Annotated in this window: 25 protein-coding genes; 6 read left to right on the forward strand and 19 right to left on the reverse strand. The window is 72.6% G+C overall.

Annotated elements, in window-relative coordinates; all coding sequences use genetic code 11:
• Positions 1 to 2: 2 nt before the first annotated feature.
• From ACZ6N8_RS01785 to ACZ6N8_RS01825, 9 genes are all read right to left on the reverse strand, one after another.
• Complete coding sequence (locus ACZ6N8_RS01785; RefSeq protein ID WP_466006897.1) at positions 3 to 773, reverse strand: hypothetical protein; 771 nt, start codon at positions 771 to 773, stop codon at positions 3 to 5.
• Positions 774 to 827: 54 nt separating this feature from the next.
• Entirely contained in the window at positions 828 to 1,586 is a 759-nt protein-coding gene (locus ACZ6N8_RS01790; RefSeq protein WP_466006898.1) for a MerR family transcriptional regulator, read from the reverse strand.
• Between the two features lie 50 nt (positions 1,587 to 1,636).
• Entirely contained in the window at positions 1,637 to 3,994 is a 2,358-nt protein-coding gene (locus ACZ6N8_RS01795) for a putative bifunctional diguanylate cyclase/phosphodiesterase (RefSeq protein ID WP_466006899.1), read from the reverse strand.
• A 174-nt stretch (positions 3,995 to 4,168) separates the two neighbouring features.
• A complete protein-coding gene (locus ACZ6N8_RS01800; RefSeq protein ID WP_466006900.1) occupies positions 4,169 to 4,345 on the reverse strand; it encodes a hypothetical protein in 177 nt (58 codons plus the stop codon).
• Between the two features lie 6 nt (positions 4,346 to 4,351).
• A complete protein-coding gene (locus ACZ6N8_RS01805; protein WP_466006901.1) occupies positions 4,352 to 4,585 on the reverse strand; it encodes a zinc-ribbon domain-containing protein in 234 nt (77 codons plus the stop codon).
• Positions 4,586 to 4,708: 123 nt separating this feature from the next.
• Complete coding sequence (locus ACZ6N8_RS01810; protein ID WP_466006902.1) at positions 4,709 to 5,572, reverse strand: SRPBCC domain-containing protein; 864 nt, start codon at positions 5,570 to 5,572, stop codon at positions 4,709 to 4,711.
• On the reverse strand, positions 5,565 to 6,122 hold the full coding sequence (locus tag ACZ6N8_RS01815; protein WP_139584231.1) for a winged helix-turn-helix domain-containing protein: 558 nt from the start codon (positions 6,120 to 6,122) through the stop codon (positions 5,565 to 5,567). The genes ACZ6N8_RS01810 and ACZ6N8_RS01815 overlap by 8 nt, the downstream gene beginning before the upstream one ends.
• A gap of 100 nt (positions 6,123 to 6,222) precedes the next feature.
• Positions 6,223 to 7,566 (reverse strand): class I SAM-dependent methyltransferase, encoded by a 1,344-nt coding sequence (locus tag ACZ6N8_RS01820; RefSeq protein WP_466006903.1) that lies wholly within the window; start codon positions 7,564 to 7,566, stop codon positions 6,223 to 6,225.
• Positions 7,563 to 8,960: an FAD-binding oxidoreductase gene (locus ACZ6N8_RS01825; RefSeq protein ID WP_466006904.1), complete on the reverse strand. Its 1,398-nt coding sequence runs from the start codon at positions 8,958 to 8,960 to the stop codon at positions 7,563 to 7,565. Before ACZ6N8_RS01825 ends, ACZ6N8_RS01820 begins: the two co-directional genes overlap by 4 nt.
• A 93-nt stretch (positions 8,961 to 9,053) precedes the next feature.
• Here ACZ6N8_RS01825 and ACZ6N8_RS01830 point away from each other — a divergent pair, with 93 nt between their 5' ends.
• Genes ACZ6N8_RS01830 through ACZ6N8_RS01840 form a run of 3 tightly spaced genes read left to right on the forward strand, consistent with a single transcriptional unit; the run spans position 9,054 to position 10,598 of the window.
• Positions 9,054 to 9,524, forward strand: coding sequence for an aminoacyl-tRNA deacylase (locus ACZ6N8_RS01830; RefSeq protein ID WP_364367614.1), 471 nt, complete (start codon positions 9,054 to 9,056; stop codon positions 9,522 to 9,524).
• A gap of 38 nt (positions 9,525 to 9,562) precedes the next feature.
• The gene (locus ACZ6N8_RS01835) at positions 9,563 to 9,847 is read left to right on the forward strand and encodes a DUF427 domain-containing protein (protein ID WP_466006905.1); all 285 of its coding nucleotides are present in this window, start codon (positions 9,563 to 9,565) and stop codon (positions 9,845 to 9,847) included.
• A 46-nt stretch (positions 9,848 to 9,893) separates the two neighbouring features.
• The gene (locus ACZ6N8_RS01840; protein ID WP_466006906.1) at positions 9,894 to 10,598 is read left to right on the forward strand and encodes an RICIN domain-containing protein; all 705 of its coding nucleotides are present in this window, start codon (positions 9,894 to 9,896) and stop codon (positions 10,596 to 10,598) included.
• A gap of 13 nt (positions 10,599 to 10,611) precedes the next feature.
• On the opposite strand, the gene ACZ6N8_RS01845 is transcribed toward ACZ6N8_RS01840, so the two are convergent.
• The gene (locus ACZ6N8_RS01845) at positions 10,612 to 11,916 is read right to left on the reverse strand and encodes an MFS transporter (protein ID WP_466006907.1); all 1,305 of its coding nucleotides are present in this window, start codon (positions 11,914 to 11,916) and stop codon (positions 10,612 to 10,614) included.
• A 53-nt stretch (positions 11,917 to 11,969) separates the two neighbouring features.
• Here ACZ6N8_RS01845 and ACZ6N8_RS01850 point away from each other — a divergent pair, with 53 nt between their 5' ends.
• Complete coding sequence (locus ACZ6N8_RS01850; protein ID WP_466006908.1) at positions 11,970 to 12,977, forward strand: GlxA family transcriptional regulator; 1,008 nt, start codon at positions 11,970 to 11,972, stop codon at positions 12,975 to 12,977.
• 274 nt (positions 12,978 to 13,251) lie between these two features.
• On the opposite strand, the gene ACZ6N8_RS01855 is transcribed toward ACZ6N8_RS01850, so the two are convergent.
• The 8 genes from ACZ6N8_RS01855 to ACZ6N8_RS01890 all read right to left on the reverse strand — a co-directional run bounded on the left by ACZ6N8_RS01855 (position 13,252) and on the right by ACZ6N8_RS01890 (position 21,800).
• Positions 13,252 to 13,716 (reverse strand): hypothetical protein, encoded by a 465-nt coding sequence (locus tag ACZ6N8_RS01855; protein WP_466006909.1) that lies wholly within the window; start codon positions 13,714 to 13,716, stop codon positions 13,252 to 13,254.
• A 28-nt stretch (positions 13,717 to 13,744) separates the two neighbouring features.
• The gene (locus ACZ6N8_RS01860) at positions 13,745 to 15,697 is read right to left on the reverse strand and encodes a vWA domain-containing protein (protein WP_466006910.1); all 1,953 of its coding nucleotides are present in this window, start codon (positions 15,695 to 15,697) and stop codon (positions 13,745 to 13,747) included.
• A 2-nt stretch (positions 15,698 to 15,699) separates the two neighbouring features.
• Positions 15,700 to 17,160 (reverse strand): magnesium chelatase, encoded by a 1,461-nt coding sequence (locus tag ACZ6N8_RS01865; RefSeq protein WP_466006911.1) that lies wholly within the window; start codon positions 17,158 to 17,160, stop codon positions 15,700 to 15,702.
• 56 nt (positions 17,161 to 17,216) lie between these two features.
• Positions 17,217 to 18,293 carry a hypothetical protein gene (locus ACZ6N8_RS01870; RefSeq protein WP_466006912.1) on the reverse strand — a complete coding sequence of 359 codons (1,077 nt, stop codon included), beginning with the start codon at positions 18,291 to 18,293 and terminating at the stop codon, positions 17,217 to 17,219.
• A gap of 76 nt (positions 18,294 to 18,369) precedes the next feature.
• The gene (locus ACZ6N8_RS01875) at positions 18,370 to 19,020 is read right to left on the reverse strand and encodes a response regulator transcription factor (RefSeq protein WP_357980237.1); all 651 of its coding nucleotides are present in this window, start codon (positions 19,018 to 19,020) and stop codon (positions 18,370 to 18,372) included.
• Positions 19,017 to 20,261: a histidine kinase gene (locus ACZ6N8_RS01880; protein WP_466006913.1), complete on the reverse strand. Its 1,245-nt coding sequence runs from the start codon at positions 20,259 to 20,261 to the stop codon at positions 19,017 to 19,019. The genes ACZ6N8_RS01875 and ACZ6N8_RS01880 overlap by 4 nt, the downstream gene beginning before the upstream one ends.
• Positions 20,262 to 20,316: 55 nt before the next feature.
• Positions 20,317 to 20,814 (reverse strand): hemerythrin domain-containing protein, encoded by a 498-nt coding sequence (locus ACZ6N8_RS01885; protein WP_466006914.1) that lies wholly within the window; start codon positions 20,812 to 20,814, stop codon positions 20,317 to 20,319.
• Positions 20,815 to 20,819: 5 nt separating this feature from the next.
• Complete coding sequence (locus ACZ6N8_RS01890) at positions 20,820 to 21,800, reverse strand: aldo/keto reductase (RefSeq protein ID WP_466006915.1); 981 nt, start codon at positions 21,798 to 21,800, stop codon at positions 20,820 to 20,822.
• Between the two features lie 70 nt (positions 21,801 to 21,870).
• On the opposite strand from ACZ6N8_RS01890, the gene mgrA reads away from it, so the two are divergent.
• Positions 21,871 to 22,866, forward strand: coding sequence for an L-glyceraldehyde 3-phosphate reductase (gene mgrA, locus ACZ6N8_RS01895; RefSeq protein WP_466006916.1), 996 nt, complete (start codon positions 21,871 to 21,873; stop codon positions 22,864 to 22,866).
• Positions 22,867 to 22,963: 97 nt separating this feature from the next.
• Here the strand turns inward: mgrA and ACZ6N8_RS01900 are convergent, their stop codons facing one another.
• Positions 22,964 to 23,539 (reverse strand): TetR/AcrR family transcriptional regulator, encoded by a 576-nt coding sequence (locus ACZ6N8_RS01900; RefSeq protein ID WP_466006917.1) that lies wholly within the window; start codon positions 23,537 to 23,539, stop codon positions 22,964 to 22,966.
• 110 nt (positions 23,540 to 23,649) lie between these two features.
• Here ACZ6N8_RS01900 and ACZ6N8_RS01905 point away from each other — a divergent pair, with 110 nt between their 5' ends.
• Positions 23,650 to 24,078: a DoxX family protein gene (locus tag ACZ6N8_RS01905; protein ID WP_466006918.1), complete on the forward strand. Its 429-nt coding sequence runs from the start codon at positions 23,650 to 23,652 to the stop codon at positions 24,076 to 24,078.
• Positions 24,079 to 24,111: the final 33 nt, after the last annotated feature.

Here is a 24,111-nt window from a genome sequence, read left to right on the forward strand (position 1 = left end):
CGTCAGGCGCCGGGGATGTTCGCCGGAGGGTCCTCGCCGACCACGTCCGCAGCCGGCGGGTCGGCCGTCACCGACAGCCCGAAATCCGAGTACGTCAGGTCGAGCTGGGCCGTCTGCGACTGCTGGCTGGCCAACTCGATGCGGTAGCGGACCAGCCGCCCCTGCTCGTCGACAGACGCGGTGAACGGCACCGCGCCGGCCCGGTCCCCCAGCACCGTACCGACACCACTGCCCAGCACCTCGCCGCTGCCGCGCAGATCCAACGTGCCGGCGTACTCCCGTACCCCCGTCTGCCGGACCCCCGCCGGCGCGGCAAGGGTGCTGGCCAGGCGCGTGTTGTCCAGGCCCTGCTTCGCGGCCGGCGCGCCCGGCGCGCCCACGTGCCACCAGGTCTTGCCGTCCCAGACCGGGACGCGACGGTCCGGGGCGGTGACCCGCACGTAGACGTCCGGGCCGGTGGTCAACCGCTCGATCTTCACCACGCCGGTGGGCACCTTCAGCGAGGTGGTCTCCAGACCGCGCTTCGCCCTCGGGTCCCAGAGCACCACAGTGGCGTCGCCGTCCGCGCCGCCGGTTCCCACTGTCAGCTTGTACGGCTGCTCGTCGGCCTTCGCGGCGGCGGCCCTCAGCACACCTACCGGGTCGGCCGCGTCCACCGACGCCGTCGGGCGAGGCGCGTCCGGCTCGTCGCTCGCGGCGACCAGGGCCCACACCCCGGCGGCGACCGCCACGGCGAGGAGAGCACCGGCGGCGATCAGCTTCGGTTTCTGCACGGTCATCTCCCCGGGGCGGGTGCGGTCCGGCCAGACTAGCCGGACCGCACCGCGTCACGCGCGGCTGATCGCGTTGGCGTGGATCGCCTCGTTCAGGTACGCCGCCAGGCCAGGGGCGATGGCCTCGTAGTGCGCGGTGAACCGCTCGTCGGCCAGGTACATGTCGGCCAGGCCGGTGTGCATCTCGTACGAACAGTCGTAGAACCAGCGACCGATGATCTGCCGGTGCTCCTCGGCCAGCTCCATGGCCTCCGGGCTGTCCGCCGGAGCGCCCGAGGCCAGCACCGCGACGATCCGTCGGCCCCAGTCCTCGTTCTCCGCCTTGATCCGCAGCCAGTCGTCCCTGCGGTAACGCGAGGCCCGCCGGTTCGACTCCCGGTACGCGTCGGTGTCGCCCCAGCGCCGCTCCGCCTCGGCCTCGTGCTCCTCCGGCCTGAAGTCACCGAAGACCTCGAACCGCTCCTCGGGAGTGAGTTGGATGTTCAACTTGCTCGCCTCCATCGCGAACTCGATCGCCGTCACCATCTCCTGCAACCGCTTGATCCGTACCGTCAGCAGCTCGTGCTGGCGGCGCAGGTGCGCGGCCGGATCGGCCGCCGGGTCGTCGATGATCGCGGCGATCTCCTCAAGCGGGAAACCCAGCTCCCGGTAGTACAGAACGAGTTGCAGCCGTTGCAGGTCCGCATCGTCGTAGCGGCGGTAACCGGCCGAGGTCCGTCCGCTGGGCGAGAGCAGACCGATCTCGTCGTAGTGGTGCAACGTCCGCACCGTGACGCCGGCCACCCTCGCCACCTGACCCACCGTGTACGCCATGGTTCCCCTCCCTTCCGGGAACCAGGCTCCCGCCTGCCGTCGCGTGAGGGTCAAGCCCGATTCTGACCCACCGTCGCGGCGCCGTCCGGCCGCCCGTACAGATAGCCCTGACCGCGCGGGCAGCCGATGGCGGTGACCGCCTCGTGCTGGCGTTCGGTCTCCACCCCCTCGGCGACCACAGTCAGGTCGAACGCGCCGGCCAGCCGGGTGATCATCTCCACCGTGGCGTACGCCCGGTCGTCCGACCCCAGCCGGGCCACGAACGAGCGGTCGATCTTCAACTCGGTGGCCGGGATGCGGTGCAGGTAGCTCAGCGACGAGTAGCCGGTGCCGAAGTCGTCGATGGCGATGGCCATGCCCAGCTCCCGGAGCTGGTGCAGCCGCTCCAGCACCGCGTCGGTGCCCTCGATCAGCGCCGACTCGGTCAACTCCAGGGTCAACGCGCGCGGCGCCAGCCCGGCACCCGCGGTGGCCGCGGTGACTGTGGCGATCAGATCCGGCCGGCGCAGGTGCGCGGCGGCGATGTTCACCGCCACCGTGGCCTCCGGCGCCCGTACCCGCCACGTCGCCGCCGCCCGACACGCCTCGTGGATCACCCACCTGTCGATCGGCAGGATCAACCCGGTCTCCTCGGCCAGCGGCAGGAACCTCGCCGGAGGCAGCATCCCGAGCCGCGGATGCCGCCAGCGCACCAACGCCTCAGCGCTGCGGACCACCCCGGTGCACAGGTCGACGATGGGTTGGAACTCCAGGTGCAGCTGCTCCTCGTCCACCGCCCGACGCAGGTCGGCGATCAGCTCGGCGCGGGAGACGGCCGACTCGCGCAGCCCCGACGTGCACGTCCGGTACGACGACTTGCCTGCCGCCTTCGCCGCGTACATGGCGATGTCGGCGTCCCGCAGCAGGTCGGTGTGGGAGGTGTGCTGCGGGCCGTACTCGGCGATGCCGATGCTCGCCGACGGGTGCACGCCCACGTCGTCGTCGCCGTCCACGGGGCGCAGGGCGTCCAGCAGTCGTTCCGCGAGCCGCTCCGGCGACACCCCCCGGTCGCGGTCCACGAGCACCGCGAACTCGTCCCCGCCCAGCCGGGCGATGGTGCCGTCGTCGTCCACGGCGGCGCGCATCCGGGCCGCCAGGCCGGTCAGCAGAGTGTCGCCCGTGGCGTGCCCGAAACGGTCGTTGACCTGCTTGAACCCGTCCAGGTCGAGCAGCAGCACGGCCACCTGCCGCCTGTCGCGCAGGGCCAGCCGCAGCAGCCGGTTGAACAGCAGGCGGTTGGGCAGCCCGGTGAGCTGGTCGCCGTACGCGAGGCGGCGCAGCCGGACCACCAGACGCAGGTTCTCGTTGGCGGCCAACCCCTGCCGTACGGCGAGGGCGGCGAGCAGCACCATCATCGTCACGAAGATCAGTTGGGGGGTCTGCCCGGTGGGCCGCCGGGCCAGCAGCACCGCGATGATCGCCCCGCCCACTGGCAGGTACGGCAGGGCGACCCGCCACCAGGGCGGAAGCGGTGACTCGGCGGTCTCGTCGGTGCCGTCGCAGTCCGGCGGCGGCGGGTACCTGCTGGCCAGGCCGATCAGCAGGTAGCTCAACGGCCAGCACAGGTCGATCGGATGCCCTGCGGTGTAGTCGGCGCGGGCGACCAGCGAGACGTACGCAACGTCGGCGACCACCCGGAGGGTGAGGCTCGCCGCGAGCACGCTCATGGGACGCCACATCGGCCGGGCCGGGCCGGAGACCGCCACCAGGATGGTGAGCTGCATCAGGTCGAACATCGGGTAGAGCAGCCCCAACGTGCGCGCCGGGTCGGCCAGCTCGGCGGCGGCCACCCCCCGGAACACCAGCACCCAGCCGACCGGCACCAGGGCCAGCGCGACGATCACCCCGTCCAGCAGCGTCCGGGCCCGTCCGACCCCGGTCCGTGGCGCGGAGGGGGAGCTGAGCAGCGCGGCGGTGCCGGTGAGGATGCCGACGGTGAAGACCGCCCCGACCAGCGGGGTGTGCGGCAGGTCGCCGCCGACGAGTCGCTGCGCCGTCCAGATCGCCCGGCCGCACGCGGCGAGCGCCATGGTGACGGCGAGCAGCGTCCAGAACCGGCGCAGCGGGGCCGGATGGCGACGGGCCACCCGGGCGCACGCGACGGTGGCCCACCCGGCGACAAGCATCCCGCCCAGGTCGCTGACGAGCGCGGCGCCGGGCAGCGCGGCGACGAGCCAGAACGCCTCCAGGAGAACGACCGAACCCGCGGCGACCAGCCCGGCGCGGCTCAGCCGGGCCGGCGCGACGGCGGTGACCGCCCGCCCGCCGCCGGGCTGCCCGACGGCCGGCGTCCCCGGGGCCGGCGCCAGAGAGGTCGGCTCGGCAGGGGTCGGCTCCCCCGCCGCCTGCTTCACGTCCTGTCGCGACACGGTCGCTCCGGCTCTTCGTCGTGCGTGCACCCTCGGCGGACCCGTCCACGGCAAACCCCGAAAGCCTAGCCAGCGCCCCGGCACCCGCCAAGGTCCGGTCGGCCGCGTCCATCGAGCCGATCCGGCCACAAAGGAGCGGCCCGACCCGTGGGCGCGGTGGTGCGACGGATGTGGTCAGCGGCCGGCGGAGCGGTTCCACGGTGAGCGGGGCAGGCTGGTGCCGGCCAGGGGACGGCGGGCACGGCGACGCCTGCGCCGGCCGGGGGTGCAGGGCGGGCGTACGGCGGTGTGCACCGGCGGGACGGAGGACGGCGGCGGCCGACGGATCAGCCAGCAGAGGAAGCGCTCCATCGACGCTCAGCCGACCGGGAGGCGTTCGGCGTCGGACCGGGAGATCTCGTACTGCGCCCCGCAGAACGTGCACTGCTGCGCGTACCTGGTGCGGATCGGGATGAGCGGGATGAAGAAGAGGGAGAATTTCGTCGAACGGCGGGTGATCACCTGCGCGGCGTGGTTGCCGCAGTGTCGGCAGACCCGCTGTACGACGCCGGACCGGTCGACCTTGGTACGCAGACCGAAGATGAAGAACATCGCCCGCCAGTACCCACTCCACAGCGAAAAGTCACCAGATCCGGCGCACTTGTCGCACCCGACAGCCCGGCGAGATCGCGCACGATCAAGCCGGACTGCCGGGTGCGATCGGAGCAGGGTGGATCAGCTGACGGACTCCAGGCCGGGGATCTCCTCGGAGAGCCAGATCGGCTGCCAGGCCGGCACCTCGTGGAAGCGGCGCAGCTCGGCCAGCCCGGCCACCGACCCGCTCCAGGCCGCGTACGGGGGGTTGGTCTCGTCGAAGCCGCTCTGGACGAAGGTCAGCGTGGTCCGGCCACCGGACTCGGCCAGCTCCCAGCTCGTGACGCCTGTGGGGCCCCAGTCGACGGACATCCGGCGGCCCGGCTCCAGGTCGACGACCTTCGCGGCGTACCCGTTCTCGAAGCCGCCCATGGCGTACCGGCCGCCGACCCAGGGCTCGATGCCGATCGGGTAGCCGAACCAGGCGCTTGCCTGCTCGGAGTCGGTCAGCGACTCCCACACCTTGTCGGCGGGGGCGGCGATGACCAGCTCACCGCGCAGGTCGGCGGAGGTGAAGTCGGTGCGGGGCAGCAGCGGCGCGCCCTCCAGGTGGGCGGCCAGGTTGGCGATGCCCAGCGACCAGTACGTCTGGAGCACACCCCGGATGCTGGAGCCGCTCATCGCCTCGGCGAAGTCGAAGTGGCTCTGGATCAGGGTCAGCACTGTGCTGTCCGGGCCGTCGGCGGTCAGCTGGAACTCGGTGGTGGTCTCCACCCCGTCGAGCAGCCAGCTGAAGCGCAGCGTGTCGTCGTCGGCGTGCAGCAGCCGCTGGTGCGGGGCGTCGCCCTCGGGCGTGTAGCGGCCCCAGAACTCGTACCGTTGGGGCAGCTCGACCTCGGCGTGCTCGGCAAGCCAGATCCGCAGCTCGGCCGGGTCGGTCAGGGCCGCGCGGACGCGTCCGACGGGCGCGGACAGGCGGGCCTGCAGCTTCATCGGTTCAGTCATTGTCGTTCCCTTTCGGGTAGCAGGCGACGGCCAGCTTGAAGGCGTCGCCTTCGCTGCCGCCGTAGCGGGTGAACAGGTCCTGAAGTGCGGTTTGCAGGTCGTGCAGGAACTGCGGGCGCTGCTCGGCGGGCACCCGGATCTCGCCGGAGACCCCGATCGAGGGCAGCTCGGGCGCGGCCCGGTCCAGGGCGGCGATGTCGGCCTGGACCTCCTCCATCAGGTCGAGCAGGTAGCCCAGGCTCAGCTCGTCGCGGGCCTTGCGCAGCCCGATCCGGCCGACCAGCCGGGGGGACAGCCAGTAGGACCGGGCGGCCGCCTGGTAGATGCCCTCGGTGATCCCGCGGACCTTGCGCTCGTTGACCAGCTCGGCCAGGCCGGCGGCGACGAGCTGCTTGACGTGGTAGTAGACGCGCTGTGGCGTCTGGTCGAGTCGGGCCGCGACCTCGGTGCAGGTGCGCGGTTCGGCAAGTTGCCTCAGCACCTCGACGCGCTGCGGCTTGAGCAGGGCTTCGGCCTGCTCGATCTGCTCCAGGTACAGGACGTCTCTCATGGCAAAATCAGTTTGTACGTACAAAACTTGTTTGTCAATCGGTTCGCGAGAAGCCGCGCCGACTTTCTCGACGCGGCTTCAGGCGGCGTTCAGCAGATGGTCAGGGCAACCAGTCGGGCCGCAGCGGGTAGCCGTTCACACCCTCCGGGCCGTTGTGGGTCGCCAGCACCTGGTGCAGTTGGATGCCGTTGCGCTCGAACGCCATCCGCGACCCGGCCATGTAGAGCCCCCACACCCGGGCGGTGCCCGCGCCCACCTCGGAGACGCAGAAGTCCCAGTGCTCGACCAGGTTGCGACACCAGGCGGCAAGCGTCAGCGCGTAGTGCTGGCGCAGGTTCTCCTCGTGGTGCACCTCCAGCCCGGCGTCGTGCACCTCGCTGATCAGCCGACCCGGGCCGGCCAGCTCCCCGTCCGGGAAGACGTACCTGTCGATGAACGCCCCGGAGCGGTGCGGCGCCCGATTGTCCGCCCTGGTGATGCAGTGGTTGAGCAGCCGCCCGCCCGGCCGCAGCCGGTCCCGCAGCGCCCCGAAGTACGTCGGGTAGTTGCGCACCCCGATGTGCTCGGTCAACCCGATCGAGGAGACCGCGTCGAACTGCTCCGCCGGCGCGTCCCGGTAGTCCAGGTGCCGCACCTCGGCCAGCCCGGTCAGCCCCTCCCGCTCGATCGCGGCCTGCGCCCACTGCGCCTGCGCCTTCGACAGGGTCACCCCGAGCGCCTTCACCCCGTACTCGCGGGCGGCGTGGCGCACCATCCCACCCCAGCCGCAACCCACGTCAAGCAGCCGCATCCCCTGCTTGAGCGCCAACTTCCCGGCGACCAGGTCGTACTTCGCCGCCTGGGCCTGCTCAAGCGTGTCGTCCGGAGACCGGTACACCGCGCAGGTGTACGTCATCGACGGGCCGAGCACCTTCTCGTAGAAGGCGTTCGAGACGTCGTAGTGGTGGGAGATGGCGGTGCTGTCGCGCACCCGCGAGTGCCGCAGCCCGTTCATCACCCTCTTCCAGCGCGGCTGCGCCTCCTGCGGCGGAGCCGGCGGCGGCATCAGCCGCTCCCAGCCCAGCCCACGAACCAGCGCCAGCCCCTCCGCCAGCGACGGTGGCCGCAACCGCAGCTCGTCCTTGAGCACCCGCAACGCCTCGTACGGGTCGCCCGGGTGCACCCCCTGCAACGCCAGGTCACCGCTGACGTACGCCCGGGCCATGCCCAGGTCGCCGGGGGCGGTGAGCAGGTACGACAGCCCCCGCTCGGAGCGGATCGCCAGGGTGATGCCGGCGTCGGACGGGCCGACGGCGCTGCCGTCGTACCCCGTGATCCGCACCGGAAGTGGCCCGGCGGTGACCGCGCGGACGACGTCGGCGACGGTCGGACCCGTGTGCCGGCCCCCCGCCGGCGGGGTGGCGGGGACGCTCGCCGCCCCCTGATCTCGGTCGGTCAGGCTCATGCTCGTGCTACCGCCTTTTCGTACAGTCCCGTCAGCCGGTGGTCCGGGTCGTAGCGGTCCTTCACCGCGCGCCACGTGTCGCCGCCGTAGAGGCGATCGAAGGCGTCCCGGTCGTAGTACGCGTCGGAGTAGAGCGACTTGTGGCCCCCCGACTCCGACACCATGCGTTCGATCGTGCGGTTGACGTCGCCGTCGGCGGCGCCCGGCGCGATCGGCACGCTCCCCCAGAACCCAATGTTGACGTAGTCCTGCCCCGGCCGGAGCGGATACAGCGGCCAGGACCGCGCGGAACCGGGACCCGCCGGTTCGCGCAACCGCAACGGACACAGCCACACCGGGTTCATCCCCACGCTGCCCGCGAACCAGCGCAGGAAGTCGGCAGTACGTTCCAGCGGGATCTCCACGTCCTGCACGACCCGTTCCCGGGCCGGCTGGCCGCGCAGCCGGTCGATCCGCGCCGCCACCTGGTGCCGGTGTTCCAGCCGGACCAGGCGGTGGTAGAAGTCGCTGCGCCGGTACCGCGACGGCCAGAACCGGCGCACCACCGGGTGCTGCGCGCCGAACGCCGCCGAACACCAGAACCAGTCGGTGTCCCAGCGCCAGAGATAGTCGTACGCCGTGAGCACGTCGCGGGTGCGCCGGCGCAGCGACCGGTAGTAGATCGCCTGGCCCGTGTAGTCGCTGGGCGGGCCGGCCCCGTCGGTGAACGTGGCGAGCACCAGGTACGCCTCGCCGGGGCTGAACATCACCCCGTCCATGGCGTCGACAGGCTCACCGGCCCACGACCGGGTGGCGGTCACCTCGGCGATCGCGTCGGTGAGCGCCTCCAGCCGGGTGAACCGGATGTTGCGCAACGCCACGTACCGGCCGACGGGTTGCAGCTCGATGCGCAGCCGGGTGGCGTAGCCGAGGCTGCCCAGCGAGTTGGGGAACGCGGTGAACAGGTCGGCGTGCTCCCCGTCGGGACGGGCGGTGACGACCTCACCGGTGCCGGTGAGGATGTCCATCTCCCGTACCGATTCGTGCGGCAGCCCGTTGCGGAACGAGGTCGACTCGATCCCGAGGCCGGTCACCGCGCCGCCAAGCGTGATGGTGCGCAACTGCGGCACCACGAGCGGCATCAGCCCGTGCGGCAGGGTCGCGTCGACCAGATCCTCGTACGTGCACATGCCCTGCACGTCGGCCGTGCGCCCGGTCGGATCGACCGCGAGCACGCCGTTGAGGCCGCTGACGTCGAGGCCCGGGGTCCGTGGTGCGGACCGGGGGCGGAACAGGTTGGAGGTGCGTTTGGCGAGCCGGACAGGTTCGCCAGTGGGCACCGCGGCGTACGACCGCCGCAGCGTGTCCACCGCTTGATCATGGTCAATGGGGTGATCCACACGCTCAGCGCGCATGTGATCACCTTACGCCTGCACCCGGAGAATCGTGGGATGTCCTCACCGGCCGTTTCCCGTCCCGCAGCAGGTCCGGCGGTTACCGTGGCGGTCATGCCGTCGCCCGCGATCGCCGCCCTGGACGCCACCGGACTGCCGTACCGGCTGGTCAGCCACGGCGCGGTAGGCAGCCTGGCCGAGGCCGCGGCGGTCCGGGGAGTGGCCGTCGCGGACGTGGTCAAGACGATCGTCGTCCGGCGGGGCGCCGACGATCACCTGTTCGTGCTCACCCCCGGCGACCGGGTCGTGTCCTGGCCCAAGCTGCGCGCCCTGCTCGGCGTGCACCGGCTCTCCATGCCGGACGCCGCCGGTGCCCTGGCCGCCACCGGCTACGAACGCGGCACGATCACCCCGTTCGGCGCGAGCACTGCCTGGCCGGTGATCGCCGACGAGCGGCTGCGCGGGCGGGAGATCACCCTCGGTGCCGGCGAACGGGGCCTCGCCATCGCTGTCGACGCCGACGCCGCGATCACCGCCCTCGACGCCACGGTGGCCGACGTCACCGACCCGCAGCCCACCCGCTGAGCACTGCCGCGGGCGTCGGGACGGCCTAGTGTTGGGGCATGCCGAAAGCCGTGTGGAACGACCTGGTCGTCGCCGAGAGCGACGACACCGTGCTGGTGGAGGGCAACCACTACTTCCCCCGCTCCGCCCTGCGCGACGACCTGATCCGCGAGTCCACGACGCACACCGTCTGCCCGTGGAAGGGCACCGCCTCCTACTACTCCCTCGAACACGAGGGCAGCAGCAGCAAGGACGCGGTCTGGTACTACCCGGACCCCAAGCCGGACGCCGAGATGGTGCGTGACCGGGTGGCGTTCTGGAAGGACGTCCGGGTCGTCGACTGACCCACCGACTGGCCGCGGCCGACGGCGGTGGGTGAGGATGGCCCGTATGTCCGCGCCCGAGGAACGCCCCGACCCCGCCGGCACCGTCTACGGCGGCCGTCGCCGGGCAGCACGTTCCGGCCCGCTCGCCGACCCGCTGCTGCGGGTGGCGCTCGGGGTCGGGCTGGTGGGCGTACTCCTCGGGGTGGTCTTCGCGACAGGCCTGCTCAGCGGCGGTGGCGATCCGGTGGTGCCGGCCACGGTCGGCGCGCCGTCCAGCGCGGCGGAGGCCACCACCCCGGAGGCCGAGCCGAGCCCGACCCCGTCCGCCGAACCGTCACCGACGCCCTCGGTGACGCCGACCACCGGGCCCCGGGTGCTGCGGGTCGCGTCCGGGCTCTGCCTGGGGCTCGACGGCGACGACAAGGAGGCGGGAGCCGAGTTGGCCGTCTGCACCGGCGGGCCGGAGCAGCAGTGGGTCGTCAACCCGGCCGGCGCGGACGTGGTGTCGCTTACCAACGCCGCCCACGGGCAGTGCCTCGACGTCGAGGGTGCCAGCACCGACGACGGCGCGCGGCTGCTCCAGTTCCCCTGCCACGGCGGGGCCAACCAGCAGTGGCGGCTGTCCCCCACCGGCACCGGCCCGGTGCTGCTGGTGGCCGCGCACAGCGGCAAGTGCGGGCAGGCCGACGACGACGGCGACGAGCCCGACGACGAGATCCGGCAGCGCGCCTGCGACGGCCGCCCCGCCCAGCAGTGGACCCTCGGCTGACCGTCCGACCCGCTCAGCCCCTGTAGCTCCAGGCCCGGGGTGCTGTGGCCGCGGCCAGGACGGCCTCCGGCACGGCCCGACCCGGCCTGCGACGCAGCAGCAGCGACAGCCCGGCGGCGCCTATCGCCAGGGCGCCGGCCACGTACCAGGCCAGCGCGTAGTCGCCGAGCCGATCCCGGACCAGTCCCGCCCCCGTCGCCGCGACCGCCGCCCCGAGCTGGTGCGCGGCGAACACCCAGCCGAACACCACCGCTCCCGCGCCACCGAAGTACTCCCGGCACAGCGCCACCGTCGGCGGCACCGTGGCCACCCAGTCCAGGCCGTAGAAGATGATGAACACCAGCATGCTCGGCCGGGCGTTGCCACTGAACAGGCTCGGCAGCACCAGCAGCGACAACCCCCGCAGCGCGTAGTAGGCGCCGAGCAGCAGCCGGCTGTCCACCCGGTCGGTCAGCCAGCCGGAGGCGATCGTGCCCACGATGTCGAACAGACCGACAAGCGCGAGCAGCCCCGCCGCGGTGGTCTCGGTCATGCCGTGGTCGTGGGCGGCCGGCACGAAGTGGGTGCCGACGAGGCCGTTCGTGGTGGCGCCGCAGATCGCGAACCCGCCGGCCAGCAGCCAGAACGGCCGGGTCCGTGCCGCGGCGGCAAGCGCGCCCAACGCCCGGGTCGCCGCGCCGCCGGCCGGCGGCGGCGCCGCCACGACCTCGGTCGCGCCGTAGGCGGGCAGGCCGAAATCCGCCGGGTGTTCGCGCAGCAGCCACACCACCAGGGGTACGACCACAAGCGCCGCCCCGGCCACGACGAGTGCCGCCGTGCGCCAACCGTTGTCGCGTACCAGCACAGCGATCAGCGGAAGGAAGACGAGTTGCCCGGCCGCCCCGCCGGCGGTCAGCACCCCGGTGACCAGGCCCCGGCGGTGCACGAACCAGCGACCGGTGACGGTGGCCACGAACGCCAACGCCATCGAGCCGGTGCCCAGACCGACGAGCACACCCCAGCAGAGCCACAGTTGCCAGCTCGCGGTCATGAAGACGGTCAGCCCACTGCCCGCGGCCACCAGCAGCAACGCCACCGAGACCACCCGGCGGATGCCGAACCGGTCCATCAGCGCCGCGGCGAACGGCGCGGTGAGCCCGTAGAGCAGCAGGTTGACCGAGACGGCGGCGGAGATGGTGGCGAGTGGCCAGCCGAACTCCTCGTGCAGCGGGTGCAGCAGCACCGACGGCGTGGCGCGGAAGCCTGCGGCGCCGACCAGCGCCACGAAGGCGACGGCGGCGACGAGCCAGGCGGGGTGCAGACGACGTTTCCCTGTCACGTGCACCAGTCTCGGCAGGGGCGCGGTCCACGACGAGTGGCCGGAAAGCCATCATGCGCAATAATCGGGCCATGAGCGTACGCCCGCACCGGATCGCCGTCCTCGCCCTCGACCACGTCGTCGGCCTCGACCTCGGCACCCCGTCCCAGGTCTTCAGCACCGCCCGGAGCACCGACGGCTCGCACTTCTACGACGTGCGGGTGTGCACGCCCGGCGGCCGGCCGGTCCGCAGCACGGCCGGCTACCAGGTCCTCCCCGACCACGGTCTGGAGTTGCTCGACACCGCCGACACGGTGATCGTCCCCGGCATCCACGACGGCAACGCGCTGACCGCCGGCAGCATCGAGCCGGAGGTGGCCGACGCGCTGCGGTCGGCGTACGAGCGGGGCGCACGTGTGATGTCGATCTGCACCGGGGCGTTCGTCCTGGCCGCCGCCGGCCTGCTCGACGGGCGGCGGGCCACCACCCACTGGGCGTACGCCGAGCAGTTCCGCCGCCTGCACCAGCGGGTCGACCTCGACCCGGGGGTGCTCTTCATCGCCGAGGACCGGATGCTCACCTCGGCCGGGGTGGCCGCCGGCATCGACCTCTGCCTGCACGTCATCCGCCTCGACCACGGCAGCGAGGTGGCGAACCGGGCGGCCCGCCGCTGCGTCATGCCACCGTGGCGGGACGGCGGCCAGGCGCAGTACATCGAACGCCCGGTGCCCAGGGCCACCGACGCCAGCACCGCGGCCGCCCGCGAGTGGGCCCGGCAGCGGCTGCACGAGTCGATCGCCCTGCGCGACCTGGCCGAACAGGCCCGGATGAGCGTGCGCACCTTCACCCGGCGGTTCCGCTCGGAGACCGGGCTGAGCCCGGCGCAGTGGCTGCTGCAACAGCGCACCGACCACGCCCGGCTGCTGCTGGAGACGACCGACCTCACCGTCGACCAGATCGCCCGCCGCTGCGGCTTCGGCACCACCGCCGCCCTGCGTCAACAGCTGCACCAGCGCATCGGCGTAGCCCCGTCCACCTACCGCCGCACCTTCCATCCCCGTCCTGAGCTGGTCGAGACCTGACCCGCCACGCCGGTTCCACACCCACCGCAGGCCCACCCACCACAGCTTGGGAGACCCAGCCGGCCAGCGATACATCGCGCGCGGGCCCTGCCGGAGGCATCACCTGGGCGGCAGCGCCACGCAGGCACGAGAGGCCACGCCGCAGGCCGCGTCACGCGGCAGAGCGTCGCCAGGCCCGGAGACGCACGCCGGGACGCACGTGCCGGGGACACGCACACCGGAAGGCAGCGGCGCACGCTTGGACGAGTCGGCGCGGCTCGGCGGACGGTGCGGCTCACGCGCGGAGCTGATGGAGTTGGGCCTGGTGTTTGGGGAGGTGGACGCGGGCGTGCAGGTCGAGGGTGCGGGACCAGGGCAGCGGCTCGTCGACGACGAGGTCGAAGCCCTCGCGCAGGTGGGTCTCAACAGGGGTCTCGGCGGCCAGGCCGAGCTGGTCGACAAGCCCGCACAGGCGGTCGCTTGTGCCGTGCAGCAGCGCGGTCAGACCGCGCAGGCCGCCCTGCTCGGCGACCAGCGCGTCGAGCTGCGGACGGTGGACGTCCTCCTCCAGCTCGTAGTAGGCGAACGGCGATCCCGCCAGCAGCGCCTCGGTGGCCTGGATCATCAGCTCGTCGTTGGCGACCAGATGCGCGACGATCTGCTCGGCGCTGAGCTGCCCCTCCGGAGCCGCCTCGAACTGCCCCGCGTCAAGCTCGGCGAACACACCGCCGTACGCCCGGCGCAAACCCCCACTCTCCATCCATCCAGTCAACCCGCCCCGGCGGGACTTAGCGGCGGGATTGGCGGGAGCGGAGGTAGTCGCTGACCACGTACTCGCCCAGGTCGTCGGTGTCCGGGGTGAACATGCGGCCCCGGCTGCGGCGGGCCACCGCGTCGACGAACCGGCGCAGGCCAGGGTCGTCGCCGAGCATGAACAGGTTGAGCGTCGCGCCGTAGCGGCTCAACCGGTCCACCTCCCGGACGGTCGCCTCGATGGTCTCCGGCAGCGGCGGCCAGTGGAACAGCGCCTCCCCGTCGTCCGGGTCCAGGTGCGCGGTCGGCTCACCGTCGGTGACCACCAGCACCACCGGCTCGGCGTCCGAGTGCCGGCGCAGGTGCCGCCCCGCCAGCCGCAACGCGTGCTGGAGGTTCGTGCCCTGCTCCATGTCCGGCTCCACCGCCGCCAACTCCTGCTGGGTGAGCGTCATCGCCTCCCGACCGAAGCCGACGATCTGCAACGCGTCCTGCGGGAAACGCGTCTCCATCAGGTGCGCCAGCGCCAGCGCCGTCTGCTTCATCGGCCCCCAACGACCCTGGGAGATCATCGAGTACGACAGGTCGACGCAGAGCACCACCGCCGCCGAGGCGCGTTTCTCGGTCTCCACCACCTCGAAGTCGTCGGCGGCGAGTTGCAGCGGAACCGTCGGACCGGCCCGGCGGACCGCCCGGGTCAGCGTGCGGACGACGTCCAGCGGCTGCTCGTCGCCGTACTCCCAGGGGCGGGACGCGCCGCTGACCTCGCCCGCCGCACCCGCCGAACGCAGGTCGTGCTGGCCCCGGGGTCCGGCGGTCAGGTCGGCGAAGACCCGCCGCAGGGCGGTCCCGCCGAGCCGGCGCAGCGCCTTCGGGCTCAGCGTCAGCCCGTCCGCGTCCCGGCTCACCCAGCCCTGCCGACGCAGCTCCCGCTCCAGCTCGCGTAGCCGGCGGACGTCGTCGGCGGCGTCCCGACCGAGCGTACGGGCCACCGCGTCGACGTCCACGTCGTCCAGCGTGGCGCCGGGGTGCTCCTGGTCGAGCTGGTCCAGCAGGTCGTCCAACTCGCCGATCTCACCGAGCGCGCCGGCCGCGTCGGCGTAGTCCAACGGCTGGTCGCCGCGGACCCGCTCACCACGGCCCCACCGCAGGTCGGGCCGCAACGACCGCAGGTTCGCGTCGAGCGCGGACAGCTCCCCGGCGAGGCGGTCGCCGAGCGACTGCTGCATGAGGCCGGCCAGTTCGGCGCGCTGCCGCTCGGACAGCGAGTTCATCAGCCGCTCGCCGGCCGCCGCGCGACGCGCCAGCACGTCGATCAACTCATCGACGGTCTCCGGCTTCTCCGGGAAGAAGTCGCCGTGCCGGCGCATGAACTCGGCGAACGCGTCGGTGGTGTCCTCCGCGCGGGCGTGCCGGGCCAGCAGGTCGTTCAGGTCGCCCATCATCTCGCCGAGCCGCTGCTGGGCGGCCGGGTCGGCGGACGCGCGGACCGCGTCGCGCAGCCCCGCGAAGCGCTGACCGAGCACGTCGTCGCGGAGCTGGTCGAGGATCTGCTGGTACGAGTGGCGGGCGTCCTCGCTCGCCCACTGGTAGCCGGACAGCTCCTGCACCGCCCGCGCCGTGGAGCGGGGCAGGTTGTCCAGCACCGCCTCGGCGAACCGCGCCGCGTCGTCGTCGCGGCCCCGCAGCTCGTCCCGTTCGGCGGCGAGGGCCTGGTCGAGCAGTGCCTGGGCACGGGTCACCGCGCCGTCCAGATCGCCCCGACGCATCGCCTCGCGGCGCAGTCGCCGCGCCCGGGCGGCCAGGTCGTCCAGGCCGGCGCGCCCCTGCGGGCCCCGGCGCAGCAGGTCACGCAGCGCCTCGCGCAGGCTGCCGCCGGCCAGCACCTCGGCGCCGACCGCGTCGACCGCCGCACGCACGTCGTACGGGGGTGCGAGCGGGTCGGGCCCGCCGTTCCACTGCCCGTACCGGAACCGGTTGCCGGCCACGGTCAGCCCCGGCCGCCGTAGACGGTGCGCCCGGAGTCGGTGACGTCCTTGCCGAGCCGACGGGTCAGGTGCAGCCCTTCCAGCACGAACTCGACGGCGGCGGCAGCCTCCTCCGGGGTGGGCGCGTCGCCCAGGTCGAGCCGGTCCAGGACCTTCGCCAGCCCCGGTACGGTGCCAACCTGGCGCAGCAGCTCGGCGGCGCTTACCAGCTCGCCGGTCTCGATCGCCGCACCGTCGTCGACGAGGGCGGTGAAGCCGGACAGGTCCAGCCCGGACAGGTGCGCCCGGAACGTCTCGGCGGTGGCGGTGCGCAGCAGGTGGGCGAGGATCTCGATCTCCCGCCCCTCCTCGCCGCTCTCGAACTCCACCTTGCCGCGCAGCGTGCTGGTCACCGACACGGCGTCCCCGACGCGGGCCACTGCGGCCTCCGGCCGGTCGTCCGCATCGGCGGAGGCGGCGAGCAGTCCGGCGCGGCGCAGCGCGGCACCGGCGACGGTCTCGGCGGCGGCGATGGCGAACCGGGCGGAGACGCCGGAGCGCGGGTCCACCGACGGCGACTCGCGTACCGCGCGGGCGAACCGGGCCAGCACCTCCAGCACGTGCTCCGGCACTTCGGCGACCAGGTCGGCCTCCTGCCGGATCAGCGCCAGCTCCAGGTCCAGGTCGACCGGGTAGTGGGTACGGATCTCCGCGCCGAACCGGTCCTTGAGCGGGGTGATGATCCGGCCCCGGTTGGTGTAGTCCTCCGGGTTGGCGCTGGCCACCAGGAGCAGATCCAAGGGCAGGCGCAGCTGGTAGCCACGGACCTGGATGTCCCGCTCCTCCAGCACGTTGAGCAGGGCAACCTGGATCCGTTCGGCCAGGTCGGGCAGCTCGTTGACGGCGAAGATCCCCCGGTTGGTACGGGGTACCAGCCCGAAGTGAATGGTCTCCGGGTCGCCGAGCGTACGACCCTGGGCGATCCGGATCGGGTCGACGTCACCGATCAGGTCGCCGACGCTGGTGTCCGGGGTGGCCAGCTTCTCGCCGTAGCGCATCGAGCGGTGCAGCCAGCCGACCGGCAGGTCGTCGCCGGCCTCCGCGACCTGGGCACGGGACGCCGGGGTGAGCGGGTGCATCGGGTGCTCGTTGAGCACCGAGCCGGGAATGACGGGGGTCCACTCGTCGAGCAGCGCGCCGAGCGAGCGGATCAGACGGGTCTTGCCCTGGCCGCGCTCACCGAGAAGCACCATGTCGTGCCCGGCGAGCAGCGCGCGCTCGACCTCGGGCAGCACGCTGTCGTCGTAGCCGACGATGCCTGGGAAACGGGGCTCGCCGGAGCGCATCCGGGCGAGGAGGTTGTCGCGGAGTTCCTGCTTGACGGTGCGGTACTGGTGACCGGCCGCCCGTAGCGCGCCGAGCGTGCCGGGCAGGTCGGCCGGTGGAACCGGGATTACCGGGTTAGGCGCAGTCACCCGACCCACGCTAGCTCACATTCGCGGAGGTGCCCCGGCATCGCGGGGGCACCCCCGATCCCACCTCAGCCCCGGCCGCAGCGCCGGCAGGCTCCCCGGCGGCGCCTGTGGTACGCGTACGTGGCCGCGCCGAGCGCCACACCCCACAGCGGCCAGAGCAGCATCGGCGCCCCGGTCAGGCTGACCCCGCCGGTGAGCTCCCAGAACTTCGGGTTGCTGAGCAGCCCCAGGCTGGCCGCGGTCACCGCGATGGCGACCAGGGTGGCCGGCACCACGGCAAGCAGCACCGGCACCCGGCGACCGGCGAGCTCGACCATCCAGCGTGGGAACCGCTCGCCCCAACGCTGCACCAGGCCGAGGGTGAGGATCGCGCCGACGGTGGCGAAGGCGCCCAGCCCGAACCCGGCCCAGACCAGTCCGGTGTCCTGCATCTCGGTCAGGAACTCGCGGGAGACGCCGAGCGGGATGCCCGCCGCCCAGGCGAACCGGGTCACCGCGTACGTCAGCGGAATCGCCGCCGCGATGCCGGCGGCCCACCGACCCCAGCGCGCGGCGGCGGCCGGGGTGGTCCACCCCCGGTCGGTGCCGTCCCGCCCGCAACCGACGCAGGCCCCTGCGGTGCGGCGCTGCCAGGCGAGCGCGGCCCCGGCCAGCAGCAGCCCGCCGGCCAGCGCGGCGAACCTGCCGAACAGCGCCCAGTTGAAGACGTCGGAGTACTCGATCGGCGGCCAGCCGAACGGCGCGCCGACGAGCAGGATCGGCAGGTAGCCGAGGACGATCAGCACCCGGGCGTCCGGGACGACGACGGCGAGTCCGAACGCCACAGCCCAGGCGTAGCCGGCGAGCAGCGCCCGCAGCGGACCGGGCGGGTGGACCGCGGGGCGGCTCATGGCCAGGGCGGCCACCGCGGCGGTGAGCAGGACGCCGGCGAAGAGCGGGGTGGCCAGGTCCACCGGCACCAGGCGCAGCAGGTTGACGTCGCCGCCGTGCGTGTCGTTCGCGCCGAACGGATAGCCGGCGCCGGTGAGTGTGCCGATCAGGGCGAGTACGCCCCACAGGCCGAGCCAGCCGGCGGCCAGTGGGGCGAGTCGGTCGGGCCAGCGGGAGCCGGTACGGGCTCGGAGAGCAGTGATCGTCGTCATGCTCTGAGCCTCGGCCGACAGCCCGCCGGATCCCTCCCGGCCCGCGGTGAATCCGCTCCCCCGGGTGGGGGACCGGTCAGCCGGACGGGGTGACGAAGCCGGACTCGTAGGCGGCGATCACGGCCTGCGTACGGTCCCGGACACCCAGCTTGGCCAGCACGTTGCCGACGTGCGTCTTGACCGTCTCCACCCCTACCACCAGGTGCGCGGCGATCTCCGGGTTGGACCTGCCGGTGGTCATCAGCCGCAGCACCTCGGCCTCGCGCTCGGTGAGCCGGGCCGCGCGCAGCCGGTCGCCGCCGACGGGCCCGTACGCCCCGACCAGCTGGCGGATCGCGGCCGGGAAGAGCAGCGACTCGCCCGCCGCGACGACCCGGACGGCCTCCACCACCTCGGCGGGTCGGGCCCGTTTGAGCAGGAAGCCGGAGGCGCCGGCGCGCAGCGCCTCGTAGACGTACTCGTCGTTGGCGAACGTGGTGACCACCAGCACCCGGGGCGGGTCGGCCGAGGTGGCCAGCAGGTGGCGGGTGGCCTGGATGCCGTCGATGCCTGGCATCCGTACGTCCATCAGCACCACGTCGGGCCGGTGCCGGGCGACAAGGGGCGGGACCTCGGCGCCGTCGGCGGCCTCGGCGAGCACCCGCAGGTCGGGTTGGGCGTCGATGATGGCCCGCAGCCCGACCCGGATCAACTCGTCGTCGTCGACGATGAGCACACCAGTGGTCATCGTGCGTCCTCGTAGGGCAGTCGGGCCCGGATCAGCCAGCGGTCGCCGTCCGGGCCCACGGTGAGTCCACCGCCGAGCAGCAGCACCCGTTCCCGCATACCGTCCAGACCCCGACCGGACCGCCCCGTGTCGGCCCGGTCGGGGCGGCTCATCGTGTTGACCAGCTCCAGCTCCAGCGCGTCCGGCCGCAGGTCCAGGCGCAACGTCACAGGCCCGCACCCGTACCGGGCGGCGTTGGTCAGTCCCTCCTGGACAATCCGGTAGCCCTCCCGGGAGACGATCGCGGGCAGTCGCGCCGGGTCGCCGACGCGCTGCGCGTGCACGGTCAGCCCGGCCGCGCGTGTGTCGGCGACCAGCCGGTCCAGGTCGGCGAGGGTACGTTGCGGCGCCGCAGGTGGCCTGGCGCCACCTGTCTCGCGGAGCAGCCCGAGCACGTGGTCCAGCTCGTCCATCGCGGTCCGTCCAGCCTCCTCGATGGCGGCGAGCGCCCGCCTGACGAACTCCGGATCGGTGTCGAGCACCTCGCGGGCCGCGCCGGCCTGGAGGGTGGCCACGGTCAGCGCGTGACCTACCGAGTCGTGCAGTTCCCGGGCCAGTCGGTTGCGTTCGGCCAGCCGGGTGGCCCGCGCCTCCAGCGCGGCGATCCGCTCCGCCTGTGCGGGGCCGAGCAGCACAGGCGCCATCGACACGGCCAGGGCGCCGAGCCCGGCGACCGCGTAGCCGAGGCCGACGAGCAGGGCCACCCCGGTCAGAGTCAGCCAGCCGCCGTCCCGTCCGTCCAGCGGGCCGAACCGCTCCCGGCTGGTCATCTCGGCGCCCACTCCGAACTGCTGGGCGATGAACGCCAGCGCCATCGGCAGCGCGCTGAACAGCGCGATCATCACCAGCGCGCCGATGGTGAGGTGCGTGGCGATCCAGAGCGCGCTGCGCAGGCGGCTCTCCCGGTCGCCGCGGTGCCCGGGCGCGGGGTCGGGCAGGTCGACGCCGAGCAGCGCCCGTACGGCGGCGATCTCCAGGGCCCGGCTGCCGTCCAGCAGCAGCGGCACCACGGCGATCAGCCCCGCGATCACCAGGAGGGCGTACACCAGTGGGCGGGGGATCGTCGAGTCGGTGAGCAGTTGCGCGAAGGTCACCGCGAGGACCCCGTACGGCAGCGCCAGCACACCACCGAGCAGCAGGAAAACTCCGCGTCGCCAGGTGCTGCCGGCCACCAGCGGGGCCAGTGCCGCGCGGAAGGTCATGCGATCATTCTGCTGCGCTCACCCCGCGGCGCGACTCCCCCGCAGCGGGGAGATCTCAGCGGTGGTCGGCGACGTACTCCTGCGGGTCCTTGTCGCGGAACGGCAGGTCGCGGCCGTTCTTGTGCTCGCCGTAGAAGGTCAGCCAGCGCTGGCCCAACTCGGCACGCAGCTCGAAGCTGGCGTGCCGGCGGAAGTCGGGCAGGGCCTCGTCCTCCTCCTCGGCCAGGTGCTCGCTGTTCTCCCGGCGGGCCGTGCCGACTGCCTCCCACCACTGCTTCGAGCCGACCGGGTGCAGCTTCGACTCGGCGATGGCGTCGCGGATCTTGTTGTGGTCGCCTATCGCGTCGGCTGTCTCGTCCTCGCCGTCGTCGCCGTGTTTGACCAGGTGCGGGTAGAGGATGGCCTCCTCCGCCTCGGCGTGGATGTCCAGGTGCAGGGCGAGGGCGTCCCAGATGGCGAGCAGTTCCTGCTCGTCGCGGGCGTCGTCGAGGCGGGCGAAGCCGCGCCGGAAGGCGGCGTGGTCGTCCAGGATCAGCGCGGTGATGTCGTCCACTGTGCTCACTTTCCCGTTGAGCCGGCGAACCGGGCGCGCACCATGGCGGGCATCGCGGCGAGGCCGGTGACCGGTCGGAAGCGTTTCGCGGCCTCGGCGAGCGCCGCGTACTCGTCGTCGGCGAGGTCGATGTCCGCGGCGGCGGCGTTGCGTTCCATCTGCTCCACCCCTGACGCGCCGGGGATGGCCAGCACGTTCGGGTGGCGCAGCAGATAGGCGAGCGCGATCTGGCTGGGGGTGGCGTCGTGCGCGTCGGCGACCTGGCGCAGCGTCTCGATCAGGGTGGCCCCGCGTTCCAGGTTTTCCGGCAGGAAGTACGGGTTGGCCCGCCGGACCGCGCCGGAGGGCGGGTTCTTCGCGTCGTAGCGGCCGGAGAGGAAACCCTGGGCCAGCGGGCTGTACGCGATGACGACCCGGCCGGCCTGCCGCGCGTACGGCAGCAGGTCCTGTTCGGGGCCGCGGTCGAGCATGCTGTAGCGGACCTGGTTGCTGAGCACCCGCCGGCCGAGCGCCGCCTCGGCGACCTGCCACCGGCGCAGCCCGTAGTTGCTCACCCCGACCTCGGCGACCAGCCCGACGTCCTGCAACACACGCATGCCGCGCATGGTGGTGTGGTCGGCGACCAGCGGGTGGGGCTGGTGCACCTGGTAGAGGTCGATGCGGGTGACGCCGAGCCGGGCCGCCGAGGCGACCGCCCGTTGCTGCACCACGGCGGCCACCGGCACCACCGGAAAGATCTTGGACGCGACGGTGACCTTTGGCCGGTCGTCGCCGAGGGCGGCACCGAGGATCCGTTCGCTGCGGCCGAAGCCGTAGATCTCGGCGGTGTCGAACACCGTGACGCCCAACTCCACGGCCCGCCGGACGATCTGGGCCGCCTGCCGCTCGAAGTCCGACCCGTAGCCCCACTCCCGGGAGCCGAACTGCCAGGTGCCCAACCCGATCTTGGACAACGGCTTGGGGGTGTCGAGCGAGATGAACCGCATGGCGTCGAAACTACCCCGCTGTCCGGCTTCGCAAGCCCGATCTCCGGCACCGCCGGCCGGAGCTAGGCTCATGATCGTGACCTACCTCGCCGCGGATGACCGCTACGACACCATGACCTACCGGCGCAGTGGACGCAGTGGCCTGCGGCTGCCCGCCGTCTCCCTCGGGCTGTGGCACAACTTCGGCCCGGACCGCCCGTTCGAACGGCAGCGCGACATCGTCCGGCGCGCCTTCGACCTGGGTGTCACCCACTTCGACCTGGCCAACAACTACGGCCCGCCGCCCGGCTCGGCGGAGGAGAACTTCGGCCGGCTGCTCGCCACCGACCTGAAGCCGTACCGGGACGAGCTGGTCATCTCCAGCAAGGCCGGCTACCTCATGTGGCCCGGACCGTACGGCGAGTGGGGCTCGCGCAAGAACCTGATCTCCTCCTTGGACCAGTCGCTGGGCCGGATGGGGCTCGACTACGTCGACATCTTCTACTCGCACCGGTTCGACCCGGACACCCCCCTCGAAGAGACGATGGGCGCGCTGGACGCCGTCGTCCGCTCCGGCAAGGCGCTCTACGTGGGCATCTCGAACTACGACTCGGAGCAGACGACGCGGGCGGCCGCGATCCTGCGCGAGCTTGGCACGCCGCTGCTGATCAACCAGCCGTCGTACTCGATGCTCAACCGCTGGACCGAGGACGACGGCCTGCTCGACACGCTGGAGCAGGTAGGCGCCGGTTGCATCGCGTACAGCCCGCTCGCTCAGGGCCTGCTGACCGACCGCTACCTGGGCGGCATCCCGGCGGACTCGCGGGTGCGTACCAGCGTCTTTCTCAACGAGAGCGACCTCAGCGACGAGAAGATGGCCACCATCCGGGGGCTCGGCGGGCTCGCCGAGCGGCGCGGCCAGTCACTCGCGCAGCTCGCGCTGGCCTGGGCGCTGCGTGACCCGCGGATGACAAGCCTCATCATCGGGGCGAGCAGCGTCGAGCAGTTGGAGACCAATGTCGCCGCGCTCGCCAACCTCGACTTCTCCGCCGAGGAACTGGCCGAGATCGACCGACTGCTGGGCTGAGCGCCCGCGATACCGCGACACGACGTTGGCCGGCACCCTTCCCGGGGTGCCGGCCAACGCGGTTGTTGGGCAGGGCGTCCCGGCAACGGCCGGACGGTTATCGCACGTCGTCCCGCCTCGCCGCGGCCAGGACCCGATCGACAAGGTCTTCGACGAAGGGCCGATCCGCCGGTCGAGCCTGGAAACCCGCGCGCACGAGCACCCCGCCCACCAGGAGCGCCAGCGAAGGCTCGACATCCTCGGCCCGCAGGTGAGAGCGGAGGGCCGAGTCCAGCGAGCGGGTCCCGGCCGCGTAGAGCCGCTCGCGCAGCTCATCGACGACGGGGTCACTGCCGGCCCGCTCAAGGAGCCCGCCGAAGACCCTGACCAGATGCCCGTCGGCGAGGTCCTGCCCGAAGTCGAGCAAGCCCGCTATCAGGTCGTGGCGTAGGTCGCCGGTCAACTGGGGGTGCCCGACCGCGGCACACATCTGATCGACCGACGCCCGAACCAGGTCCAGGCGCGTTGGCCAGTGTGCATAGAGGGTCGCCTTGGAGTAGCCCGCCCGGCGCGCGATTTCGGCGTGGGTCACCGCCGCCCAACCCTGCTCCAGGAACAGCGCCGTGGCCGCGTCGACGACATCCCGCCGGGTCCGCTGAACCCTCGGATCGACGCTGTCGGCTTCCTTTTCCACGATCACCGACCCTACCGAACAGCCAAACCATCCGACAACTTCTGAACCGGCTGTCCATTACTGAGCGACTAGGCTAGTTTTGGAGCGCGCTTCCCCGAGAGGAACTCATGATGACCGACCCTGCACAAACGCTGCCGACACAGCCTGTCCGCGCACTCACCATCGGCCTGTGGGCCGCCCAGGGAGCCCTCGCGCTGATCTTCGCGGGCGGCGGCGTCTGGAAAACCGTCACGCCCATCGAGCGGGTCGCCGAGGCGTTCGCCTGGGCAGGCGAGGTCCCACCGGGCCTGTTCTACGCGACCGCCGCACTCGACATCCTCGGCGGGATCGGCGTGCTCCTGCCCTCGCTCACCCGGATCAGGCCCGGCGTGACAGTGCTCGCGGCTCTCGGGTGCGTCACGCTGCAAGCCTCCGCGATCGTCTTCCACCTCTCCCGGGGAGAGGCCGCGGACACGCCCGTCAATGTCCTGTTCATCGCGCTCGCGCTCTTCGTCGCCTGGGGTCGCCACGCGAAGGCCCCGATCGCGCCTCGGCCATGACACACCGCACCACCGAGCCGTCGACCACTACCC

The organism is Micromonospora sp. NPDC047521 (assembly GCF_055587305.1).